We start from the raw sequence: 23,362 nt of genomic DNA, 5'->3' as shown, positions 1-23,362 counted from the left end.
GTCTTCCTTTCCATAGCGTCTAGACGACCGTCGCTTTCTTAAGCAGAGCCATTTCAAAGCGGTTGTTGGCAATATCAAGCAGCATGCTTCTCAGTTCTTCGATGGATAGGGAATCGTAGACCTTGAGCAGATGATTAATGGACTCAAAGTTCACCTCATACGATTTGCCTACATAGATCTTGGGATAGACCTGCATTTCATGAACTTCCGTGTCCCGCAGCAGCTCTTCATACAGCTTCTCTCCCGGTCTCATACCCGTGAACTCAATGCCGATTTCCTCGGTGGTATAGCCCGACATGCGGATCAGATTTTTGGCCAAATCCACAATCTTGACCGGCTCGCCCATATCCAGCACGAAGATTTCCCCTCCGCGCGCCAGAGCGCCTGCCTGAATGACCAGCCGGGACGCCTCGGGAATCGTCATGAAATACCGGACCATATCCGGATGCGTGACGGTTACCGGTCCGCCCTGCTCAATTTGCTTCCGGAACAGCGGAATTACGCTGCCTCGGCTGCCGAGTACATTACCGAAACGAACGGCGACAAATTTGGTAGAGCTGAACCGGTCCTGATGCTGAATGATCATCTCGGCAATCCGCTTGGTTGATCCCATCACACTGGTCGGATTGACCGCCTTGTCCGTTGAGATCATGACAAACGTGCCGACTCCCACCAGACTGGCGGCCTGCGCGACATTCATCGTGCCGATAATATTATTCTTGACCGCTTCCTCCGGATTGCGCTGCATAAGCGGCACATGCTTGTGAGCTGCGGCATGATAGACAACGTCCGGACGATGCAGCTCCATTAAGCTGATAATCTTGCTTTCATCCTGCAAATCCGCGATTTCGGTATAGAACTGGATGCCGGAATCCCTGAATTTCGCTTTCAGCTCGATTTCAATCGTATAGATGCTGTTCTCTCCGTGACCGAGCAGCACCAGTTTTTTCGGCCGGAATCTGGAGATTTGCCTGCACACCTCCGAACCGATGGAGCCGCCTGCTCCCGTGACGAGGACAACCTTTCCCGTGACATAATCGGAAATTCGGTCAAGGTCAAGCTGAACTGCTTCCCGGCCCAGGAGATCCTCAACCTGAATGTCCCTGAATTGGCTGACGGCGACCTTGCCGCTCGCTATATCCTCAAGCATGGGAATGGTTTGTGTCTTAGCGGAGGTCTTGGTGCATTCGTCATAAATGGTTTTTAGCCGGTTCTTGGAAAGCGAAGGAATCGCGATGACAATATGTTCAATTTGAAACCGTTCGGCCAGCTCTACGATATCTGTTGTTCCGCCCGCAACGGGAATTCCCATGATATCGAGACCGAGCTTATTCAAATTGTCATCAATAAAAGCGACCGGCTTCAGCGCCTTATTCGGACCGGACAGCAGCTGTCTTGCAACCATCGTTCCGGCCGCGCCCGCACCGATGATCAGCGTCCGCTTGGCGTTATCCGGCTCGCTCTGCGTCTCCTGCTTGTCATGAGCGGCCCTGATCATCCGCCAGCAAAAGCGCGACCCGCCGATCAGCAGCATATGCAGCAGCCATGTCACCAGCAGCAAACGGTATTGAATGTTGCCCGAGAGAACGAGTTGAACGGTAGCTGCGGCAACCATGGAGAATGTGACCACTTTGGTGATGAGGATAATTTCTTCAACGCTGGCATATTCCCAGGCTTTCTTGTACAAATGGTACACAAAGGCAAAGAGATGATGACTCAGGAGCAATGCGACCGAACTGATAATCACCGGGTGTGTAAATACATTAAAAGAGGCGTTCACCAGGAAGCTCCCCGCGAAAATAGCCGTCAACACAATAAACGAATCCAACAACATCAAAATAGTTAGCCGATGCTTACGAAACAACGTTCGTCCACTCCCTCCCAAAACGAATCAATCCTGCGGCTGTCACTGTTCCTAACCCCGATTCAGCAGGCTGCCTAATATCCTGACCTTCCCGAAATCCAATAGGCGCTTGGCCTTAAGAGCTTGCTTCTGCTGCGTCTTCCCGCTGCTGACAACCAATACGACCCCATCGCACCGGCCCGCCAGCGCGATAGCATCGGGTGTTTCCAATACCGCAGAGCAATCAAACAGAATAACGGAGTATTCATTTCTTGCCCGGTCCAAAAATTCCGACATCGCCTGCGAATCGAGCAGATCCGCCGCGCCCGGCAGATGCGACCCGCCCGGTATGATGGATAGTCTCTCCACATCCGTGGGATATACGGTTTCCGCAAAATCCATGTTGGAAGCTAATCCATCGGAGAGTCCGGGCCATTGTTTGATGCTGAATACCTGACCCAGAACGGGGTTCCTGACATTGGCGTCCACCAGGAGTACCTTATCTCCCCGCTGAGCGAAGCTGACCGCCAAATTTACGGCGGAGGTCGTCTTCCCTTCTCCCGGCGAAGGAGAGGTGATGACGAGGGAGATCTGCTCCTTTTTTCCCGCTGCAATCCGAATGTTATTTCGTATCCTTCTGTACTGCTCGGCAGCGGCCGCTGTGGGACTGTTATGAACAATAAAGCAGCCGTATATCACCCGTGAATCCAACTTTTTCTCCCTATGAGCCAATGGCTTCACCCCGCACATACTCATTTTTCCGCCTTGAATTGCCGAGAGAATCTTTGCGCTGCAGCTTGGGGACGACTCCCAGTGAATCTACGCCCAATATCCGTTCAAGCTCTCTTTCTGAGCGGAGGGTATCATCCAGTGATTCGAGCAAAAGAGCTAGACCCAGACCAATGACAAGACCGGCTATTATGCCTGCGATCAGCGCACGATTGCTCGGCGGATTGATGGGCGCGGGATTTGGCGATTCCACCGCTGCAGTAAGAACGCTGATTCCGTTAAAGCCCATACGCTTACTCACTTCCTCGGTGAACACGCGCACGACGGCATTGACGATTTGCGGCGCGACGGCAGGGTCCGGGTCAACAACCGAAATGATTGTAATAATGGAATTGTCAACGCTTCCTACACTGATCTGATTGCGCAAGCCTCCAGCCGACCTTGGGATACCCGACTCCTTGATCACACGTTCCAGAACCACAGGTTCGCGGATGAACACCTTGATTGTGCTCAGCTGTTCCGGAGTAGCTGCGGGAATCATAATTCTTGCCGAAGAAGAGTACAGGGGCACTTCCGGCTGCGAGCTGTACAGACCGCCCAGCACGGCGAGAAGGACGGTCGTTAGTACAATAATCCATAATCTCCGTCTGATAACCGCTGCCCATTCCTTCAGATTAATTTCCTTGACCGGAACTTTGGATGAAGGCTCCTTTTCGTATACCTCGTTCTCATCTTCCATATGTTCACCCACTTCAAAGAATGACTTTAATAAAGAACATTATTCATTAATTTTAGTTCTTTATATAGAACATGTCAACTATTTGCCTCTTTATTCTATGGATATTGTTCGTTTTTACGATCGGTCAACTGTTCGTTTACACGCACAAAAAAAAGCATCTCCAAAAGCAATTTGTATTGCTTCTAGAGATGCCTCTTTTGCTGTTCGGCCTATAGCGAAACGGGGGTCAGGCCGGGATGATCGTCTTTAAGAAGCGCCTAACACCGGAGAGCCCCTCTTGCTCCAGTACGGTAAGGAGCTGTGTCCCGATGATCGCTATATCGCTTTTGCCCTCCAAAAAACGCACATCTTGACCGCTCTGGATGCCGAATCCTACAGCGATCGGGGTTTTAGCTATGCTGCGGACACGAGTGATAAATGCCTCTGTCTCCTTGCCAAATGAGGTCTTCGTCCCGGTCACTCCCTTTCGCGCCGCACAGTACAGAAAGCCGCCGGTTTCTGCCGACAGATAAGCAAGCCGCTCGCTGGATGTATACGGCGTAACGATCAGGATAGGCTCCACCGTATGCTTACGGCAAGCCTCCATAAATTCCTGGCTCTCCTCAGGATAAGCATCCGGCACAATCAGACCCTGAATGCCTATTGCGGCGCACGCTTTAACGAACTCTTCAATTCCATACTGAATGACAACATTATAATAGGTCATGAACAAAAAGGAGAGGCCGGGAAAATCCGTGACCACACGCTCCGCGAATTCCAGGCATTGTTTCGTAGTTGTTCCACTCGCCAGCGATGCTTGATTGGCATGTAAGAACACAGGTCCATCCGCAATAGGCTCCGAGAAGGGCAATTGAAGCTCGACAAGGCGGGCGCCGCTCTCTTGAAACAAACGAATCATTTCATAATTCGTATCAAAGTCCGGATAGCCGAGAATTTGGTGAGTCATTATCTGTATCGGCTGCCCGGATGGTCCGCCTGTAATCTGTTCAGCGAGCCGAATTTTCGAACTGCCGGGCTTTTCTCCGGATAAATGCTTTCCATTCATCATCATGCAATCCCTCCGCTACATTAAAAATGTCTTTATCCCCGCGTCCGGACATATTAATTATGAAGATATCAGACCCCGAAGATTCCGTGATATCGTTAAACGCTCCCGCAAAAGCATGCGTAGACTCCAGCGCGGGAATCAGCCCTTCCGTCTTCATGATAATCTCCAGCGCTTCCACTACCTCCGTATCGGTTGCGGCCGTGAACCGCACCCTGCCCCGCTCGGACAAGTCGGCCAATATCGGAGATACGCCCACATAATCCAGACCCGCGGCAAGGCTGTACGTATCATTCATTTGCCCGTCGTTATTTTGCAGAAAAAGGGTCTTAAAGCCTTGAGCGACACCGGCCTTGCCCTCGCCGTAGGCAATCCGGGCCGCATGCCTGCCGGAACCCTTGCCCTGCCCGCCTGCTTCCACCCCCACGAGTCCAACATTCTCATGCGGATAGAACGCTTGAAACACACCGAGGGCATTTGACCCGCCGCCCACACAGGCATAGACCCAGCTTGGCAGCCGGCCTTCCACCCGCAAAATCTGTTCCTTGGCTTCTATGCCGATCACAGCCTGAAAGTAAGATACAATGGCGGGGAAAGGATGCGCACCCGATGCGGTTCCCAGAACGTAATGCGTCGTTTCAAAGCTGGAGACCCAATCTCTCAGCGCTTCGTTGATCGCATCCTTCAACGTCCTTGAACCGTAATCGACCGCGATGACTTCAGCCCCCAGCCGTTTCATCCAAAAAACATTGGAATACTGACGTTCCATATCTTCCCGGCCCATATATATGGTAGCCGAGAGCCCCAGCTTCGCCGCTGCGGTAGCGGTAGCCACCCCATGCTGTCCCGCCCCCGTTTCGGCTATGACGCGCGTTTTTCCCATTTTCTTCGCCAGCAGGACTTGACCGAGCGCGTTGTTCAGCTTGTGGGCGCCGGTATGATTCAAATCCTCGCGTTTAATATAAATCTTGGCGCGGCCGAAATATTCGGTTAGCCGATCCGCATAGGTAAGCGGAGTAGGGCGCCCCGAGTAATCTGCCAGCAGTGAGCAATATTCTTGCCAGAACGCTTCATCCTGTTTAATAGCTTCAAAATACTCCTTGATTTCCGCAAAGGCAGGGACAAGGATCTCGGGTATAAACGAGCCTCCGTAATTCCCATAGTAACCATCGTCTTTTACCAATGCTTCAGCCGCAGCGGATATCGTTTGAAATGTCGTTTTATACTCGGACATCACTATTCTCCTTTCCCGTTTCATTCGTTGGGTGATGATATGGCAACAATATCCCGCGCCGTTTCCGAATCCGTCACCAGGATATCAATCCATTTCCCCTTGAGTGCCGCTGTAATAGCCGTGACTTTAGCTGCGCCCCCGGCAATTCCGATGACCGTGGGTATCGAGCGAAGCTCCCGGGCATCGAGGCCAATTAGCCGATTGCTGACCGGAAAGTCAATCACCTGGCCTCTTTCATCCAGAAAGGAAGCGCACAGATTGGCAGCGGCGCCCAGCTTTTTCAGAACCGTCATATCCTCCTCGCTGAAGCTCCCCGATTTGACCATAGTACTTTCTTCGCTTACTTCACCAATGCTTACAACCGCTACGCGGCTGCTCCGGGCAAGCTCAAGCACCTTTGCAATCTCCGGCTCTTGGCGCAACAGCATGCCGGTCTCTTCGTTGGCCACCAATGCAGGCGCATGAAACATCGAGTATTTGGATTTCAGCTTGTTCGCAAAGGCCATGGCATTGGTGCTTGCATGCCAGGCGGCGCCATCCGATCCCCACCCTCCAACCAGGGGGACAAATTGCATTCCGTCCCGTGCAAAGTAATCCATCTCCTCGGCTGCGCAGCCTATCGTATGCCCTGCCATAATCCCGACTATATCGCCATCCCTCAATACGGATTCGATCAGAGCGGCGCCGGCTCGGCCCAGCAGGGCAGGCAGCCCGGCAGGTTCCGTATCAGAAGAATCGACAACCAGCGCGTCTTGAATGCCGAAGGCATCGATGAGTGACTTTTCAAGCTCCTGCTCGGCTGAAAATGGATTATTGATCGAAATACGTACAATCCCTTCATTCTTGGCGGCTGTCAGCATTCGGCTTACATGAGGACGGGATATCCCCAGTCGTTTGGCGATTTCCATTTGGTTCAGCCCTTCCTCGTAATACAGCTGGCAAATCTTCACTAATAATCGGAAGCGATCCTGATTCTTCTCCGTCATAATGCGGGCATGCACATCCCTTCATACTCAATTCACCCAATGTACAAATGTTCAAATGATGAACAAACGTACTCCGCTTCATGAGTATACCGCTTTTTTCCTTATTTTTCAAACCAGAAAGAAACCGCCCCATATGTCAATTTCATGACAAATAGAGCAGTTCCTTCGCCCGATCAATATAGACATTATTGCAATATATTATTATTGAATCTATCATTTGCCTTTAGCGAGAGCTTCGCTTTAACCAGAATGTTATCCTCAATCGTATAAGGAGGTGCCCCCACTCCCGCATACTCAGTCGAGATTCCTTTTGCCGGAAGATTGGTTGTAATTTTGTTCTTCCGGATCACCGCGCTTAGCACATCGTATGGATCGTTCCGCTTCCAGTAATCGTTGATTTTGATGAGCTCCGTGCTGCTTGAGGCAAGGTTATTGGCATTCACCACATTATTCTCCACAACGGCGCTTCGAGCCGCCTGGATACTGACCGCCTGCGCGCTGCCGGGCAGTTCAAAAGTGGAGTTCTTCACCGTCAGGTTTAATTGCTTATTCTCTGCGTACAGCAGGCCCGCACCTTGGATATTGCCTTTGAAGGTACAGCCGTCAAACACATAATTTCCGGCCAGAACCGCTGAAAGCGTGCCGAACTTCCCTTCTTCGGATGCTTCAAACTGGCAATCTTTATACGTTCCCGGCGGCAGAGAAAGCCCGTAAGCGGAGTTATAGCGGATGATCTTCAGATGATCGAACACGCTTCCGGAAACCGTATTTCCGGTAAAGCTCCGCAGAGCCGGCTCCCCGGTTATCGTGACATTGGACAGACGCAGAGGATTTTTGCTGATGCTTAGGCCCGCTTCCACTTTTTTCGTAATGTTGATATTGATATTGGAGACTTTGATTCCGAAAGCATCCTTTGCGCTCAGAGCGAGTGTGCCGTTCGTGATCTCCATTCCATCAATGACGATATTCGGCCCTTCGAAATAGGTGATGGAATCATTCAGTTCATTGTTCCGCAAGGTGACGTCATGATAAGCATAAATGCGCGCCCCGTCGAAATGGTTATCGGATACCCAGGCGTTTGTAAATGGCGGGGAGACTGCTAGCCCGATGGCTTCCTTGGAAGCAAAATGATTACCGTCCACCCATGCGTTCCGGCCGTCATAAAGAATGACATCGTACACGGCGTTGTTATAGAATTGGTTGTTTTTAATCGTGATGTTTGTATTCAGGTAGCCATTCTCCCCATATCCTCCTTCCACATCAATGCCGGATTGCGGCGCTGTCCCCTTTATGTCATGAAGCAGATTTCCAGTAATGATAACGTTGTCCGCCCCGCCGATTGTAATTCCCTGACGGCGGTTGAATGCCGACTCCGAGTTCCGGACGGTAATATTCCGGCAGACGACACGATTCCACACTTCCAGGTAACCGCCCTTGGACGAGGCCTTATTAAACACCAGATGACAGTAAGCAGCCCCGTTTGGAATAGCCATTTGATCCCGGACCTTGGCCGATATCTTCTTGATCAACTTCCCGCTCTTTTGGTAGAAATAGACCTCGAATAAAGGCCCCAGCTTTTGGACATTGGAAATTTCAAAGAGCTTCTCCGATTGCAGGATAGGCGCGGTAAGCGGAATCGGCGCTTTGGTGCGGACTTTGTTCTTATTGCTCACTGCATTTCCTTTTGCATCCAGCGCTCCGGAAACAAACCCTCCCTCATACAGGTCCTTAATCAATTTACCAACGCCGCCAATCGCCATCCCGTCTCCAGTAAAATTAATAGTCTTGACGCCGTCGATCACAACATTTGACGCACCTTCAAGCAAAATGCCGTAACCGTTCTCATGCGTGCCCGCGCTATGGGGATTGTCTTTTTTAGAAAAATCATGCTGCTGCTTATCGCCGCTGTAAGTTCCGCCCTTTAGCGTTACATTGTTAACCCCGTAGCCCAGGAACATCGTTTCGTATCGTTCTTTTCCGTTCGCTTCCTTTTGCAGCACCGCGTCATCCGGCATAATAAACGTCATGTCGCTGACCATGTTGATCCGGCTGTCCTTATCGATCAGGTACGTTCCGGATGGCAGCGTCACCGCTGTAACCCCGTCGTTATGCAGGCTTCTTATCGCTTCATTAATGCCTTTGGTCGTTTCCACGGGATGAGTTCCGTCATTGTAGATATTCCATTTAGCTAAATTAATCGTCGCTTCCGGCGGGTTCAGGGAATCCTGGCCATATATCTCCAGCGGCAGCAATCCGATCAGCACAACGGTTAAAGGCAGAATGAACTTCCGCAATTGCTTGTACATTTCTGTCCCTTCCTCCTGTTCAAGATTCAATCCGTATATCCTTCGTTCTTTAAAACGAACTATCTATTTTAGACTATCATGTTTTTTTTCGGATGGAAAGGCTTAAGTCCTATCTTTAAAAAACGGTTCTTTAGCCCCCCATTTTTCCCTTAATTCTGCCGTTTTTTGTCTTAAAAGCGCAATTGCAAATACCGATAAACTAATTCAGGCAACGATTTCCAATGATAAAATTTCTAATATTAAGAGAGGAATCCTTATGAAGAAGACAGTAGTTCTCCTCATTATGTTTCTTATTGCGGCCACTCTGGCGCCGGCGTCTCCCCAAGCGAAGGCTGCAAGTCCGGTGCTGTTCTCCGATATTTCGCCCACACATTGGGCCCTGAAAGAAATATCGCGGTTAAAAGAGCAGCAGCTTATCGCGGGCTATAATGACGGAACCTTTCGTCCAGACAAGCCGATTACCCGGGCAGAAGCCGTAAAGCTTATTGTGCAGGCAAGCCATATCGCGGTTGACGCGAATGGGAATGCGGATGCGGATGCGCATTCGCAGCAGGCTCCTCCCGATGTGCCCCGGGCGTATTGGGCTTATCCTTACATCCAGGCTGCGAAGAAGCATGGACTCATTACGGGATATTTGGACGGATCATTCCGCCCCGGTGATACGCTGACCCGGGCCGACAGCGCCGTTCTGATCGCGCGCGCCTTTGAGCTTAACAGCCTGGGCATAGACGCCGCCAGCCGCGTTTCGGATATCGGCAGCCACTGGGCCGCTCCTTCCATTTCCAAGCTAATCGCCAGCGGCATTGCGATCGGAGACGAGAACGGCAGATTTCAGCCGTCCAGGAAGGTGACCCGCGCCGAATTTACCGCCATGCTCGCGAGAGCGCTCTACAAGGAGCTGCGGATCGGCGCCTCCGGCACGCCGGAGGAATCGGCGCAGCCATCGGCCAGCCCGTCCGCAGCGAATTCAGCGGACGTCTCAGCAGGCGGATCGGCGGATGGGGGTTCCGGCTCTCCCGCCGGCGCTGGAGCCGGAGCGCCGATCGGCGGCGGAGGCGGCGGAGGGGCTGCGCCTGCTCCTTCGCCATCGCCGCTGCCTTCCGCCTCGCCTGAGCCGGTCACGGGTGCGCCTGCTCCTGAACCGGAGCCTGTGCCGGCGCCGGAACCAAGCCTGGCTCCTGCTCCCGATCCAACTCCCGCTCCGGACAAAGCGCCAGTCCTGCAGGAAATTTCCGGCTTGAAATCGTTCAGCGATGATACCCGGCTATCGTTTACCTGGATCAACCCGTCCTATCCGGACTTTAAGTCGGTAAACATTTATAAGGAAGGAATCCTGAAGGCAACCACAACCGATGCGTTCTATCAGGAAGCCGGTCTTCTTCCAGGCTCGGTCTACAAGTATGTATTAAAAAGCGTGAATATGTCCGGCCTTGAATCCAGCGGCACAGAGCTGCAAGTGACCATGGCTCCTGCCAGCCTCCCGTCTCCTCCGTCCGAACTGTCCGCTGCCGCTTCGGATGGCGCTGCGCTGCTGCATTGGACGGAGAATGACGAGAGCGGCATCATCGGCTACAATGTCTACCTGGACGGCCGCCAATACAATACGGATACGGTAACTGACGCCACTTACACGCTGGACGGGCTGAATAACGGCCAGAATTATAGTCTGTATGTGACCGCCGTAAACGATAACGAGCTTGAATCGGAGCCATCGGTTACGGTTGATGTCACCCCGCAGGCCGTGGACAGCCCGGCTCCAGAAGAAATCAGTCAGGCGAGCGCCGTGGATGATGGCAAATCGGTAACACTGACCTGGAATAATCCAGCTTCTCCCGGCTTTGACCATGTCGATATTTACCTAAATGGCGTGCGGATCGGCTCTTCCTCAAGCGGAAGCTACAAAGCCGATGGACTCTTGGAGGAAACGGACTATTCCTTCACTCTCCGAACGGTGGACAGAAGCGGCAATGCATCACAAGGCATTACTCTTTCCATCCGAACCAAGGATATTACCCCGCCGGCAGCCCCTGTACAGGTATCCGCAGCGGGCGGTCCAAGCAAAGTTTCCGTCTCATGGGCGGCCGGTACGGAGATCGATCTGGCCGGTTACAATGTATATTTTAATGGACAACAAATCAATACGGAGCCTCTCATTCAGAATTTTTACGTGGCCGCCGGCCTCGATTTTGGCACAAACTACAACATCCAAGTGGAGGCCGTGGACACTAGCGGAAACCGCTCACCCTTAAGCGGTACCGCGTCGGCATCGCCCACACATTATTTGATTGATCTGGCCCGGTGGGGAATCTATAACGATGGAACCCATCCGGTGGAAACCGTTAGAGGTATTAATCAGGCGCTGGCTTGGGCGCATCAGAATGGCATTACGGCAACAATGCTTCCATCCGGAACCTATCTGATCGACAAGGACAGCCGGATCTCCATGGTTGGCAATATGCTGTTCGACCTGCCGATGGATGCCATCCTTCAGAAAGAAACCAACGGCAAAGAAAGATACGATGTCATGTATGTCGGATACGGCGCGAGCAATGTAACACTTCGCGGCGGAACTTACCTTGGCGACAAGCTGACTCATGACTATTCCCAGAGGGAGCCTCATAATTCAGGCACTCACGAAGGCGGCTACGGCATCTTTGTCGAAGGCGCGGCGAACACAACGATTGATGGAGTTAAAGCGATGAATTTCACCGGAGATGGCCTGGTGCTTGGAGGCTACGGAACGATGTTCAAGGATCTGTATGCCGCCAGTTTCGTATCCGGTGGGATCGACGGCAGCGGTCAACCGCGCACCGATAGCACAAAAATCCGGACCAAAGAAGGCATTTATTTCAACCATTCTATCTTCAACACGGAGCGGACCTTCGAAATTTCCAATTTAATCAATCTGCCTGGCGGCTTTACCGTTTATTTCTATCGTGCGGACGGAACTTTCATGATGAGCCAGCCGGCAACCGCCAGACAGACCCTGACCATACCCGGCGGCGCCGCCTACTTCCATCTTGTGTTCAACAAAGCCTCGTCGGCGGGCGCTTACCTGGAAGCCTGGAACCGGGTCGTCTGCCAGAATACGGTGGTTAAGAATTCCGAGTTCGCATTCAACCGCCGTCAAGGGATTACGGTAGGCGGCGCTAACAATGCGCAGATTATCAACAACAGCCTGCATGATATGAAGGGAACAGCGCCTCAATCGGGCATCGACGTCGAAGGGGGATTCGGCCAGAACGGAAGCCTGAACACTAATATTTATATCAGGAACAATGATTTCTATAATAATGCAGCCTATGATGTCATTCTGTACGACGGACATGATGTCACCGTTGAAGGCAACCATCTTGCTTCCAAGGGAGTTATCGGACTTGCCGTCTCCGATTCGTTCAGAAATGCCATGGCCGTAAACAACCATTTTGACGGAAGCCGGATCGTTGCTTATCACGACGCCACATTTTTAAATAACCGAATGAATGATTCCTACACCTACTTTGCAGGGCCTAACATTAAAATCGATGGAATGGAAATCACCAACGGCACACTGTCTGTCAGCGCCAGAACTACGAATGGAGTCAAAGTCTCCAATGTCAATATCAACATTACGAAGAACGTGGATGCGGGCTTTGCTCTCTATGGAAAAGGCATCGAAGTTTCCAATGTTACGATTACGGGAAAAGGAGCGCTCGCCAGCTTTAAGGGAAGCACCACGGAGAGCAGTGTGTTCAATAATATCAAGGTGCTGGGCTTTAACTCTGCCTATAACATGACCTTGCCGCAAGGCACTTACACGAATTCCGCATTTGAAGCGGCGGACGGCAGCAGATTCGGTCAGACGATCGTCGCAAATGGCAAATACAGCTTCGACAATTGTACCTTCACGTCCAACACCACAGGCAACGCGGCGCTTATCGCAAGCCATGCCAATCTGGACCTGAAGATCACGAACTCAAGGTTCAATGTTAAAGGGGATGCTTCAGCGATTAATGTTGAAACGGCCAATAAAATCGTGCTGGCAAACAACACAGTCACCGCCATGAACCTTACTCGTACCGCCACAGAACTTATCAAAATTAATGATTACTGGAAAAGAAATGATCCGGCCGATGTCTTAAATGCGACGATTACCGGCAATACGGTTACATCCAATATCGCCGCCGTCGGCATTTCCACGATCTATGCGGGGGTCGGAGCGCCGCCCTATACCGTAACGAATAATATCCTTAACAAAGCTGTGCTTGCTCTCAAAAGCAATGATGTGCAGAGCGGAAATATTCAGCGGTAAAGCGCGCAGCGTTATCATGTTTTAAAAAAAGAGCGGCCTGGGATTTCTCCCCGGGCCGCTTTTGCTTGTCGATAAAGATAGAATATATTGACAGAATATGTGCCTAAATATATACTTTGGTCATCGCATATAATTCCTAGCTATTTAGTATGAAATATTGCTGTGACTGCTGCCATTACAAATCACCGGAGATCAAATAGGATAAGAGAGGATGGATAGAGAATGGGCAAGATCAATTTGCGGATGGCTGAAGTTCAGAATCGCGAGCGGCGGCTCGGCACCATCATCGCCTGGAATGGAACAGCATCGGATCTGCACACGCAATCAAGTTATCAGCAAAGAGGAAGCGGATGTAAAACAAATAAGGATGGATGCCGGCTGTGTGAAGCCAAAGGACCATTCACTCAAGGCTCGGTGTGCAGTGAGCAAATGGTTGAATGTCAGGCAGGCAATGTGAGAGACGCCGTTCTGATCCAGCATTCACCTATCGGCTGCGGCGCCGGGCAAGTTCCCTACAATTCAATCTACCGCAATGGATTGGCCATGAGAGGCCATAAAGTCGAAAATATTCGAATTATCAATACAAACCTGCAGGAGACGGATATGGTGTTTGGCGCGCTTGGCAAACTCAAGCAATCCATTGACGATGCTTGGGAAAGGTATTCACCCAAAGCCATTTTCATCGGAACCTCTTGCCCTACCGGGATCATTGGCGAAGATATTGAAAGTGTTGCACGGAAGAAACAAGAGGAGCTGGGGATTCCCGTCATTCCCCTGTTCTGCGAAGGCTTCCGGTCGAAGCATTGGAGTACGGGCTTTGACGCGACCCAGCATGGCATTTTGCGACAGATTGTGAAAAAAAGCACGAAAAAGCAAGAGGATCTCGTCAATGTCATCAGTCTTTGGGGTTCGGATATTTTTACCCCTATGTTTAAAGAGTTTAATCTAAGAGTCAATTATGTTGTGGATATGGCTTCCGTCTCCGATCTTGAGCAATTGTCTGAAGCGGCGGCAACCGTGGGCTTCTGCTATACGCTCTCTTCGTATATGGCGGCGGCGCTGGAGCAGGAATTTGGCGTGCCCGAAGTCAAAGCTCCGATGCCCTACGGCTTCGCCGGAACCGATGCATGGCTTCGCGAGCTCGGCAAAGTCACCCATCGGGAAGAGCTTGTAGAGCAGTACATCGCGAAGGAACACGCCAGAGTGAAACCGAAGATCGCCGAGCTCAAAAAGAAGCTTCAGGGCTTAAAAGGATACGTAGCTACAGGCTCCGCTTACGCCCACGGATTGATTCAAGTATTGAGAGAGCTGGATATTCAGGTAGACGGCTCGCTGGTGTTCCACCATGATCCCGTTTATGACAGCGGCGATGCCAGGGAGGATTCATTGGGGCACCTGATTGAACATTACGGCGAGGTCCCGTCGTTTAATGTGAGCAACAGGCAGCAGTATCAATTTTACGGTTTGCTGCAGGAGGTTAAGCCCGATTTTATCCTGATCAGACATAACGGTCTCGCGCCGCTGGCTTCCAAGCTCGGTATCCCCGCAGCCCCGCTGGGCGATGAACATATCGCAATCGGCTACGAAGGCATCGTTAATCTGGGTGAAGCTATTTTGAACATTCTCGCCCATAAGAAATTTCACGATGATCTGAAAAAGCACGCAAAACTCCCCTACAAGCAGTGGTGGCTTGAACAAAAAGACCCCTACATTCTCGCCAAGCACCCGGAATTGATTGATGCGTAAACAATGATTTTCATAGAAAAGGAGAACTACCATGGCTGTTACCAAAAATGAGCACGGGCAGACCAATTCAATCAATCAAGTGCGCTACGGCTGTGCCGTTGGAGCCTTGTACAGCGTCGTATCCATTCCGGGCGCCGTTCCCATCGGCCACTGCGGACCGGGCTGCATGGACAAGCAATACACAAGCCTGGCCTTTTACAACGGCTTTCAGGGCAGCGGGTATTCGGGAGGCTCAGTCTCTCCAAGCGTCAATGCCGGTGAGAAAGAAGTGGTGTTCGGCGGCGAGAAGCGCTTGGACGAATTAATTAAATCCACTCTTAAGATCATAGAGGGCGACTTGTTTGTTGTGCTGAACGGGTGCATCGGAGAATTGGTCGGGGATGATGTCGGAGCGGTCGTCAGTAAATATCAGAAGCAGGGAGTCCCCATTGTGTATGCTGAAACCGGCGGCTTTAAGGGCAATAACTTTGTCGGCCATGAGATTATAACAACAGCCATCATTGATCAATACGTTGATAAATATACGCTTAACAAGGACCACAGGGAAAAAGGGCTGATTAATGTCTGGTCGGAACTGCCGTATCAGAATACATTTTGGCGCGGGGACCTGTCCGAGCTGAAGCGAATTCTTGAGGGCGCCGGTTTCAAAGTCAATATTTTGTTCGGCGGTAAATCGGGCGGAGTCGAGGAATGGAAGACGATCCCCCATGCCCAGTTTAATCTGGTCGTGTCACCATGGCTCGGGCTGAAAACGGCCAAGCATCTGGAACAAAAGTACAATCAGCCGTATTTGCACATCCCTGTGTTACCGATCGGTGCGCAGCAAACAGCGGCATTTATTAGACAGGTCGTTGAGTACGCGGGCATTGACCCTGCAACAGCCGAGTCTTTTATCGAGCAGGAAGAACAAGAATACTATTATTACCTGGAGCATTTCAATGATTTCTACTCCGAATATTGGTGGGGGCTGCCGGCAACCTATGCCGTAGTCGGGGACAGTACGTACAATCTGGCCTTAAACAAGTTTCTGGTGAATCAGCTCGGCTTAATTCCCAAGAGACAAATCATCACCGATAATACACCGGAAAAATATAGAGAAGCCATCGCTCAAGAATATCAACAGCTCGCTCATGATGTCGCCACCACTGTCGATTTTGTTGAAGATGGCTATATCGTCGGCAAATTATTGAGAGAGACTGATTTCGGGCATAAGCCTCCGATTATTTTTGGAACAACATGGGAAAGAGACACGGCCAAGGAACTGAAGGGCAAAATTGTCGAGGTCGGATTTCCGGCGTCCTATGAAGTGGTTCTGAACAAAAGCTACATCGGATACAGAGGCGCACTGCAGCTTATTGAGAAAATATTCACTGCCGCTATAAGCGCCAGCGCATAGCTCTCGTCATGGCGCTGCCCACGTCTCACAAAGGCGGGGGTTGTCGATAATCTGAGGCGGCCCGGGATTTCTCCCCGGACCGCCTTTTTGATGCATAGTTTTCGCAAACTCGTGACTTCAGTCGTGAGTTAGAAAACTTCGGATAGGGCGTGGCATATGCCACGTTAACTATCCGACACATGTTTAGGTGACTATTATAACAATCCCTTTAGTGTCAAGGTTTCTATAGAAAAATAACACTGACATATGTTATTCTGTAGCCAGAGGTGATGATATGTCCGAAATAAAGCATGGTCGTGGTTATGTCTATGCCATTCAGTACCACATCGTATGGTGCGTAAAGTACCGACACAAGATTCTTGTCGAAGAAATAGACGTAAGACTAAAAGAAATTCTTGTTCAGATTGCATCCGATAACAACTTCACAATATCTGAAATTGAAAGTGACTCCGATCACATTCATCTTTTAGTGGATTGTACACCACAGCATTCGATACCTGGTATGATAAAAGCATTAAAAGGTGTTTCCGCAAGACTTTTGTTTAAAGAGTTTCCAAAGATTAGACAGAAATTGTGGGGAGGCAATCTTTGGAATCCTTCTTATTTTGTTGCAACAGTAAGTGAACATACAGAAGCACAGATAAGAACGTATATTCAAAATCAGAAAGTGAAGTGAAAAGCAATGGTAGTGAATAAAGCTTACAAATTTCGCATTTACCCCACGCCAGAACAAGCAACACTCATTAACAAGACGATTGGATGCGCTCGATTTGTGTTTAATCGTTTTCTAGCCCTATGGAGTGACACATATAAAGAAACAGGAAAAGGCTTATCTTATGGTGCATGTTCTGCTGAACTCACAAAACTAAAACAAGAAATAGACTGGTTGAAAGAACCGGACAAATTCTCTTTACAAAATGCACTGAGGAATTTGAGTGACGCATACCATCGCTTTTTCAAAAAACAAAACGATGCGCCTAAGTTTAAGAGTAAAAAGAATCCTGTACAGTCTTACCAAACAAACTACACGAATGGAAATATTGAAATTGTAGACAATCAGATCAAGTTACCTAAACTTGGACTTGTGAAATTTGCTAAAAGCCGTGAAGTTGAAGGACGTATCCTGAACGCTACGATTAGACGCCATCCAAGCGGCAAATACTTTGTATCTGTGCTTGTAGAAGCCAACATCCAAGAATTGCCCAAAACAGGCAAAGAAGTTGGCATCGATGTTGGCTTGAAAGATTTTGTAATTTTATCCAATGGCGTAGTAGTTGGCAACCCTAGATTCTTTCGCAGACTGGAAGAAAAACTGGCAAGGGCACAGCGTAAACTTTCACGCATGATGAAAGGCAGCAGCAATTGGAACAAGCAACGCATCAAAGTAGCGCGAATTCACGAGAAAATCACGAATGCTCGTACGGACTACTTGCAAAAGATTTCAACGCATATTGTCAAAAACCACGACATCATTGCGATTGAAGATTTACAGGTAGCCAATATGGTCAAGAATCATAAGTTAGCCAAGGCAATTAGCGAGGTTTCCTGGTCGATGTTTCGCTCCATGCTAGAGTACAAAGCGAAGTGGTATGGTCGCATAGTTGTGGCTGTGGGTAAAACATTCGCATCTTCGCAGCTATGCTCCTGCTGTGGCTATAAGCACAAAGATGTAAAAGACTTAAAGTTGCGTGAATGGGACTGCCCAGAATGTGGAGCGCACCACGACCGAGACTTTAACGCAAGCCTGAACATTCTTGCCGAAGGCAAAAGACTTCTTGCTGTGTAATCCTTACACGAACTGTCGGAACGACAGGGTTAGCTTGGTAAATTTCTCTTCGTTGAAGGGACTACCCAAGAATCTCGTGACTTTAGTCATGAGAGGTTCAAAGACTCACCTTAAGACTACAGACACCCCCAACTAGCAGATGTTGTTTCTTCTAGCGAACTCTCCCGCATTACAGACTTGCCTGCTCACTCTAATAGTTGTTCATTAATCCGGCAGATTGGAGATCATTCCATATGAAAAAACTAAGACATCTCTTAAACACCGATATTTACCGCTGGCTGAAACAGTGTATGACGGGAAAATGGGGCGCGCTGTCCGTTATCATTATTCTAAATGTAATTATTTCACTAAGCGGCGCCGTTCTTGCCATTGTCTCGAAGCAGGTGATTGATCACGCCGTGCAGAACAGCATGCGCGTCAGCGGCATATACGCGATTGCTTTTGCCCTGATTCTGATCCTTCAGTTAGCACTTTCTTCAATACTAACCCTGAGAACCGTGAAGCTGAGAGAGGCAATGAACAATGATTTGCAGCGGAACTTTATGGACCGGCTGTATAGAGCGGAGTGGAGCGCGGCCGGAAAATACCACAGCGGCGATCTGTTGACGCATCTGACCAACGATGTTGCCAATGTCACCGACGGCTTGGTCAACACCCTGCCAAGCATCATCTCCCTGATTGCCCAGTTTGCGGCGGCCTTCATTACTCTGCTGTATTTTGACAAGACGCTGGCTCTGTTCGCCTTTCTGCTTGGGCCTGTATCCGTTCTCATCAGCTGGTATATAGGCAGCAGGCTGAAGAAGATGCAGCATCAGATTCAGGCCGCCGAAAGCCGCTATCGTTCCCTGCTGCATGAATGCGTCCAAAATCTGCTGATCGTGAAGACTTTCGAGCATGAACAAGACAGCCTGCAAAAGGTGCAAGCCTCTCAAGCGAACCGGCTGTTCTGGATTCTTAAACGCACCCGGTTTAATGTTGCCGCAGATTTGACTATGGGGATCGGATACCGGCTCGGTTTTTTTCTTGCTTTCATTTGGGGAGCATACCGCATATCTATCGGAGCTGCCAGCTTTGGCATGTTTACCGCTTTTTTGCAGCTTGTGGGACAAATTCAGGGACCGCTTGAAGGTTTGGCCCGTTCGTTCCCCGTTCTAATCGCTATGATTACATCAGCTGAGCGGCTGATTGTCTTTCAAAAATTGGAGTCGGAGAACAAGAGGGAGAGCCTTCCTGCCATTCGGGACGGCATATCCGGTCTGCAAATGGAGCATGTGGTATACGGCTATGAGGCGAATAAGCCGATTCTTACCGGTGTTTCTCTCCGCATTCAGCCCGGCGAGCTGATCGCTCTTATCGGTACCTCGGGCGAAGGCAAAACAACCCTGCTTCGGCTTCTGCTCGCGTTAATCAAGCCCCAGACCGGCGATGTCTGCATTATCGGCAAAGATCATGAACGGATCAGCCTTTCCGCTGATACAAGGTCTTATTTTTCCTATGTTCCGCAGGGCAATACTTTATTCTCCGGCACAATTGCGGACAATCTGCGGATCGGTCATCCGTCGGCTACCGAGGAGGAGATCAACGCAGCCACCCAGGCCGCTTGCGCCCGGGGCTTTATCGAGAAGCTTCCCCAAGGCATTGATACGGTTATCGGCGAACACGGCTCCGGCTTATCCGAAGGCCAGGCCCAACGAATCGCGATCGCCCGCGCGCTGCTGAGACCGGCGCCGATCCTGCTTCTTGATGAAGCGACATCTGCGCTTGACATGGATACGGAGTGGACTGTCCTGCAAAATATCCGGAATTTACAGCCCCCGCGAACATGCATCGCCATCACCCACCGTTTATCCGTATTTGATGTGTGCGACCACATCTACCGCTTGTCCAAAGGCCAATTGCTCGAACAAAAAAAAGAGCTTGTTACTCACTGAGAGTAGCAGGCTCTTCTTTATAAATAAAAGAGACCTCAAACTTTTAAAACCGTCCGAAGTCTCTTTTTGTTTCGGTCTTAAGAGAAAGAATACCAGGTGTGCACACCGTCAGAGTAACTGGCATCAGGTGTGGTTTTAAGGAGATTACCATACTCTGTGCTGCTTACTTTAAGCTCTTTTACCTCCGGCTTTTCCCAAACTTTCTTGCTCATGCACTTCACCTCCTGATATTGTAAAAATATTGCCACTTGTCCTTAAAAAACATGTTTACCGTGAAGGAAATTAGCAATATTTTTATCTAGAATACACTACTTTTTCCCTGAAATCAAGAATTTTGATCGTTATTACGAACATTTTTTCCACGTAAAACTATTAAAAATCCGAAAATATATTGAAAATATTAGTTGTTATGGTGGTAAAGCTGCTTCAAGCTATGAATTATGCCCTTGATTTGTTCATCAACTGTAAAACCTGACTCAGGGCGTTCGATATGAAAAACAGGTAGGCTTGAAGCAAGCCTGGAGCAGCGCATAAAGTGTTCTTTCTGTTTTCCCATAAATTCGATAATCTCCGGACGATAGATATTCCGTAATATGACCATCAATTTTTCCGGACCTTTTATTTCGGAGACTGCTACTTCTGAACCTGAATGCGTTGTCAGTTCAAAGAGCGCGTCCAGCCTTTTCGGAGCCTTAATAAACTCCCCGTCCATCTGCACATGATACTTGTCCCGGACACCCGGAATTCGGTTCAAGGAATTTACGCTGCCAAAGATCTTCTCAGCCGTATCCCGCCACAGCTTCTGCCTTGGAAACGAGGGAACAATCCACGATTCTCCCTTCTCATCTTCTTGGAGTGCCGCAATATCATCCGCCAAAAAAGAACAGCCTCGCCTGTTCAGCGCCGCCGCCAGCGTCGATTTGCCCGCGCCCGATTGTCCGGTGATGATAATATGCTTATCCTCCAGCGCCAGAGCGCTGCCATGAACCGGAAGCAGGCCGCGCTGCATCAAGAGTACGCCCATACAGGTGCCAAGGATGAACAGCACATGAGCCTCCGGCTCGCAGCTTTCATTTTTCTCCGCGATGATATGCGTGCCGCCCAAGACCAGAAACGTGCCGATATCTTTAACGCGAAAGGCAAAACCGTCGCCTTCAAGGACCGTATACGCATGGGAATCTTGTGGACCGGGCACCTCTACAGGCACTTTCCCCTCTTGGATATACACTTCAGGCGGCCCTTCCGCCGGGAGCAGGCCTTCAAGCAGAAAGTTTGACGCTATATTAAACCCAAATGCTTTGTAACGAAACTCGAAGTCATAATCGCTCATTTTACCCCACCTCAGACCATGGATATATTATCGAATGTTATGAATACCGCCGCTTGAAATCTTCGATGAATCTGGAGAAAATAACGGCCGTCAAAATGGATCTGACCAGACTGTCCTCCGCCTTGCGCACATCCCCGCTTGCCTTGGCAAGCTTCTCCTTTAGCTTATCGACTTCTACGTAGGGCTCTAAGCTCCCTTGTTCCAAAGCCTGCCCGACTTCGGCCAGAACCTCGGGCCAGATCGGGGCGAGCCTGTATATCCAATCCGCGCTCTGAAGCCCTTTGGCAATAATGTTCAGCCGGATCGGGTCCGGGAGTACCCCCTCCATCGCCCTGCGCAGCAAATACCGTTCTTGGCCGCTTCGTACAAATTGTCCGGAAGGAATCGCCATGCAGAACTCAAACACGCGTTTATCCCGGGAAGGGTCGCGAATCGTAATTCCATTGGCTAATGACAGCTTGGTTTCCACAGCCCCTATGTGCGTGAACGGCAGCGGACTGGTCCTAGCCTTCCTGTCTTCTTCATAATCCGGAAAACGGCCGATCGGCGTATTGGCTTCAATCTGATCCAGCCTGTTAGCTACATTCCATTTGTTAACGAGCGATCTTTTGACGACCACATTAGTAAAACGATCGAACTCCCGCAGCCGTGTCCGGTTCTTCCATAATTTCAAACGGTGCGGCAGCACTACCGGAATCGCACTCCTCAGCACCTTCGTTACCGGCTCATTCACCAATCTGCTGAATCCATAGAGCTCCCGCGCGGCCGAGACGATCCTCCCTTGTCTGGACAGCGTTACCAGATGAACCGCGAAATTACCATACGAGATCGTATTGTTGCCTGTCTGTCCGTTCAGCATAATGGTACAGTTTCTTGAGGCGGCCATTTTTAAAAATGAATGATACCAGGTCATATTTTGAAAAATCTTATACGGCTGTTCAAAGATCCGAATCAGCTCGTCGATATCGGTTAAGCAATTTTTGTCCGCAAAACTGCTGTAAGTGATATCAATGTTAGGATACGCCTCGGCGATGAGCCCCACTTCACGGGATTCGTTATAAATGGTCATTCTGGGCGGCCGTTCGTTGAACTCCGGAACCGGAATGGATGTGAAGCCGTACAGCTTCTTGCCCTGTTCAGCCAGCTTGGGAGCCGCAACACAGGCAATCGATCCGGAATCCATCCCCCCGCTCAGGAAAATTCCTGTCTCGCCCGCACTTCTCAGCCGGCAGGCTACCGCTTCGGAGAAGCAGCGGTTGAAAGCTTCCACATATTCATCATCTGTCTTGAATCGGATCGGCTTGATGTCCCTTAACGGCTCCCAATACTTCTTCTTGGAAAAACCTTCGGCACTTACTATTCCATAATGCGCAGGCGGGAGCTGGTAAATACGCCGGTATACCGTTTCCTCACATTCCAATTCATGCTGAATTCCGTCTATCGCCAGAAAGTCCGCAATCCATTTCTCATTCAGCTCGGCCCGCTCACCGAACAGCTCCAATAACGGAGTTTCGATAGTACAGAAAGCAACAAAATCACGCTCACAGGTGTAGTACAGCGTCCTTGATCCCATAGCGTCGCGGGCGAGAAAAAGCTCCTCTTTCCCAGCATCCCAAATGGCAAAAGCATAATCGCCAATCAAGTGCTCAGGGCATGAACATCCCCACGTCTCGTAGGCCCGGAGAATAAGCTCACTGTCAGTGATAACGGGTGATTCCCCGGGTTCCAGCTTGAATTTCTCCAGCAATTCAGCACGGTTGTCAATGATCGCGTCCGCTGTTATGGCCAGGGTCTGATTCTCATTGCAGCGCGGTAATTGTTCCATTTTGGACTCAGGCGTGTTATAAATAATTCCGCAGCCCAAATGTACGGAGTGATCGGCCCATTCTCCTGTGCGCTGAAAAGAACAGACTTTCAATTTTCTAAAAATAGCCGATCCGGCCGGGGCAGCATCCGCATCGCTTCCAAACCTATATACTCCGCTAATTGCACCCATCCTG

General features: G+C 50.0%; 16 protein-coding genes. 6 read left to right on the top strand and 10 right to left on the bottom strand.

Features of this window, described 5'->3' with window-relative positions:
* Positions 1–19: 19 nt before the first annotated feature.
* The 7 genes from PDUR_RS05085 to PDUR_RS05055 form a co-directional block, all read right to left on the bottom strand.
* On the bottom strand, positions 20–1,864 hold the full coding sequence (locus PDUR_RS05085) for a polysaccharide biosynthesis protein (protein ID WP_156130311.1): 1,845 nt from the start codon (positions 1,862–1,864) through the stop codon (positions 20–22).
* Between the two features lie 51 nt (positions 1,865–1,915).
* Complete coding sequence (locus PDUR_RS05080; protein WP_042205359.1) at positions 1,916–2,554, bottom strand: CpsD/CapB family tyrosine-protein kinase; 639 nt, start codon at positions 2,552–2,554, stop codon at positions 1,916–1,918.
* Between the two features lie 10 nt (positions 2,555–2,564).
* Positions 2,565–3,311, bottom strand: coding sequence for a YveK family protein (locus tag PDUR_RS05075; RefSeq protein ID WP_042205358.1), 747 nt, complete (start codon positions 3,309–3,311; stop codon positions 2,565–2,567).
* A gap of 226 nt (positions 3,312–3,537) precedes the next feature.
* On the bottom strand, positions 3,538–4,362 hold the full coding sequence (gene trpA / locus PDUR_RS05070; RefSeq protein WP_233277482.1) for a tryptophan synthase subunit alpha: 825 nt from the start codon (positions 4,360–4,362) through the stop codon (positions 3,538–3,540).
* Positions 4,298–5,590, bottom strand: coding sequence for a tryptophan synthase subunit beta (gene trpB, locus PDUR_RS05065; protein ID WP_042205357.1), 1,293 nt, complete (start codon positions 5,588–5,590; stop codon positions 4,298–4,300). Before trpB ends, trpA begins: the two co-directional genes overlap by 65 nt.
* Before the next feature lie 20 nt (positions 5,591–5,610).
* Positions 5,611–6,576, bottom strand: coding sequence for a sugar-binding transcriptional regulator (locus PDUR_RS05060; protein WP_042205356.1), 966 nt, complete (start codon positions 6,574–6,576; stop codon positions 5,611–5,613).
* A 185-nt stretch (positions 6,577–6,761) separates the two neighbouring features.
* Positions 6,762–8,882, bottom strand: a complete 2,121-nt coding sequence (locus PDUR_RS05055; RefSeq protein WP_042205355.1) for a right-handed parallel beta-helix repeat-containing protein — start codon at positions 8,880–8,882, stop codon at positions 6,762–6,764.
* A 256-nt stretch (positions 8,883–9,138) separates the two neighbouring features.
* On the opposite strand from PDUR_RS05055, the gene PDUR_RS05050 reads away from it, so the two are divergent.
* From PDUR_RS05050 to PDUR_RS05025, 6 genes are all read left to right on the top strand, one after another.
* A complete protein-coding gene (locus tag PDUR_RS05050; RefSeq protein WP_042205354.1) occupies positions 9,139–13,173 on the top strand; it encodes an S-layer homology domain-containing protein in 4,035 nt (1,344 codons plus the stop codon).
* A 222-nt stretch (positions 13,174–13,395) separates the two neighbouring features.
* Positions 13,396–14,919, top strand: coding sequence for a nitrogenase component 1 (locus PDUR_RS05045; RefSeq protein WP_042205353.1), 1,524 nt, complete (start codon positions 13,396–13,398; stop codon positions 14,917–14,919).
* A 31-nt stretch (positions 14,920–14,950) separates the two neighbouring features.
* Positions 14,951–16,315 (top strand): nitrogenase component 1, encoded by a 1,365-nt coding sequence (locus tag PDUR_RS05040; RefSeq protein ID WP_042205352.1) that lies wholly within the window; start codon positions 14,951–14,953, stop codon positions 16,313–16,315.
* Between the two features lie 274 nt (positions 16,316–16,589).
* The gene (gene tnpA / locus PDUR_RS05035) at positions 16,590–16,991 is read left to right on the top strand and encodes an IS200/IS605 family transposase (RefSeq protein ID WP_042205351.1); all 402 of its coding nucleotides are present in this window, start codon (positions 16,590–16,592) and stop codon (positions 16,989–16,991) included.
* 6 nt (positions 16,992–16,997) lie between these two features.
* Entirely contained in the window at positions 16,998–18,101 is a 1,104-nt protein-coding gene (gene tnpB, locus PDUR_RS05030; protein ID WP_042205350.1) for an IS200/IS605 family element RNA-guided endonuclease TnpB, read from the top strand.
* 233 nt (positions 18,102–18,334) lie between these two features.
* On the top strand, positions 18,335–20,032 hold the full coding sequence (locus PDUR_RS05025; protein WP_052410064.1) for an ABC transporter ATP-binding protein: 1,698 nt from the start codon (positions 18,335–18,337) through the stop codon (positions 20,030–20,032).
* 77 nt (positions 20,033–20,109) lie between these two features.
* Here PDUR_RS05025 and PDUR_RS30035 read toward each other — a convergent pair whose 3' ends face one another.
* From PDUR_RS30035 to PDUR_RS05015, 3 genes are all read right to left on the bottom strand, one after another.
* Positions 20,110–20,244 (bottom strand): hypothetical protein, encoded by a 135-nt coding sequence (locus PDUR_RS30035; protein WP_269079200.1) that lies wholly within the window; start codon positions 20,242–20,244, stop codon positions 20,110–20,112.
* A 188-nt stretch (positions 20,245–20,432) separates the two neighbouring features.
* The gene (locus tag PDUR_RS05020) at positions 20,433–21,362 is read right to left on the bottom strand and encodes a phosphoenolpyruvate carboxykinase (ATP) (RefSeq protein WP_042205349.1); all 930 of its coding nucleotides are present in this window, start codon (positions 21,360–21,362) and stop codon (positions 20,433–20,435) included.
* A 37-nt stretch (positions 21,363–21,399) separates the two neighbouring features.
* Positions 21,400–23,358 carry an asparagine synthase-related protein gene (locus PDUR_RS05015; protein WP_042205348.1) on the bottom strand — a complete coding sequence of 653 codons (1,959 nt, stop codon included), beginning with the start codon at positions 23,356–23,358 and terminating at the stop codon, positions 21,400–21,402.
* Positions 23,359–23,362: the final 4 nt, after the last annotated feature.

Source organism: Paenibacillus durus, assembly GCF_000756615.1.
Lineage (GTDB): Bacteria > Bacillota > Bacilli > Paenibacillales > Paenibacillaceae > Paenibacillus_AQ > Paenibacillus_AQ durus.
The sequence above is the reverse complement of the archived record's forward strand: the minus strand, read 5'-3'. Positions and strand labels throughout refer to the sequence as shown.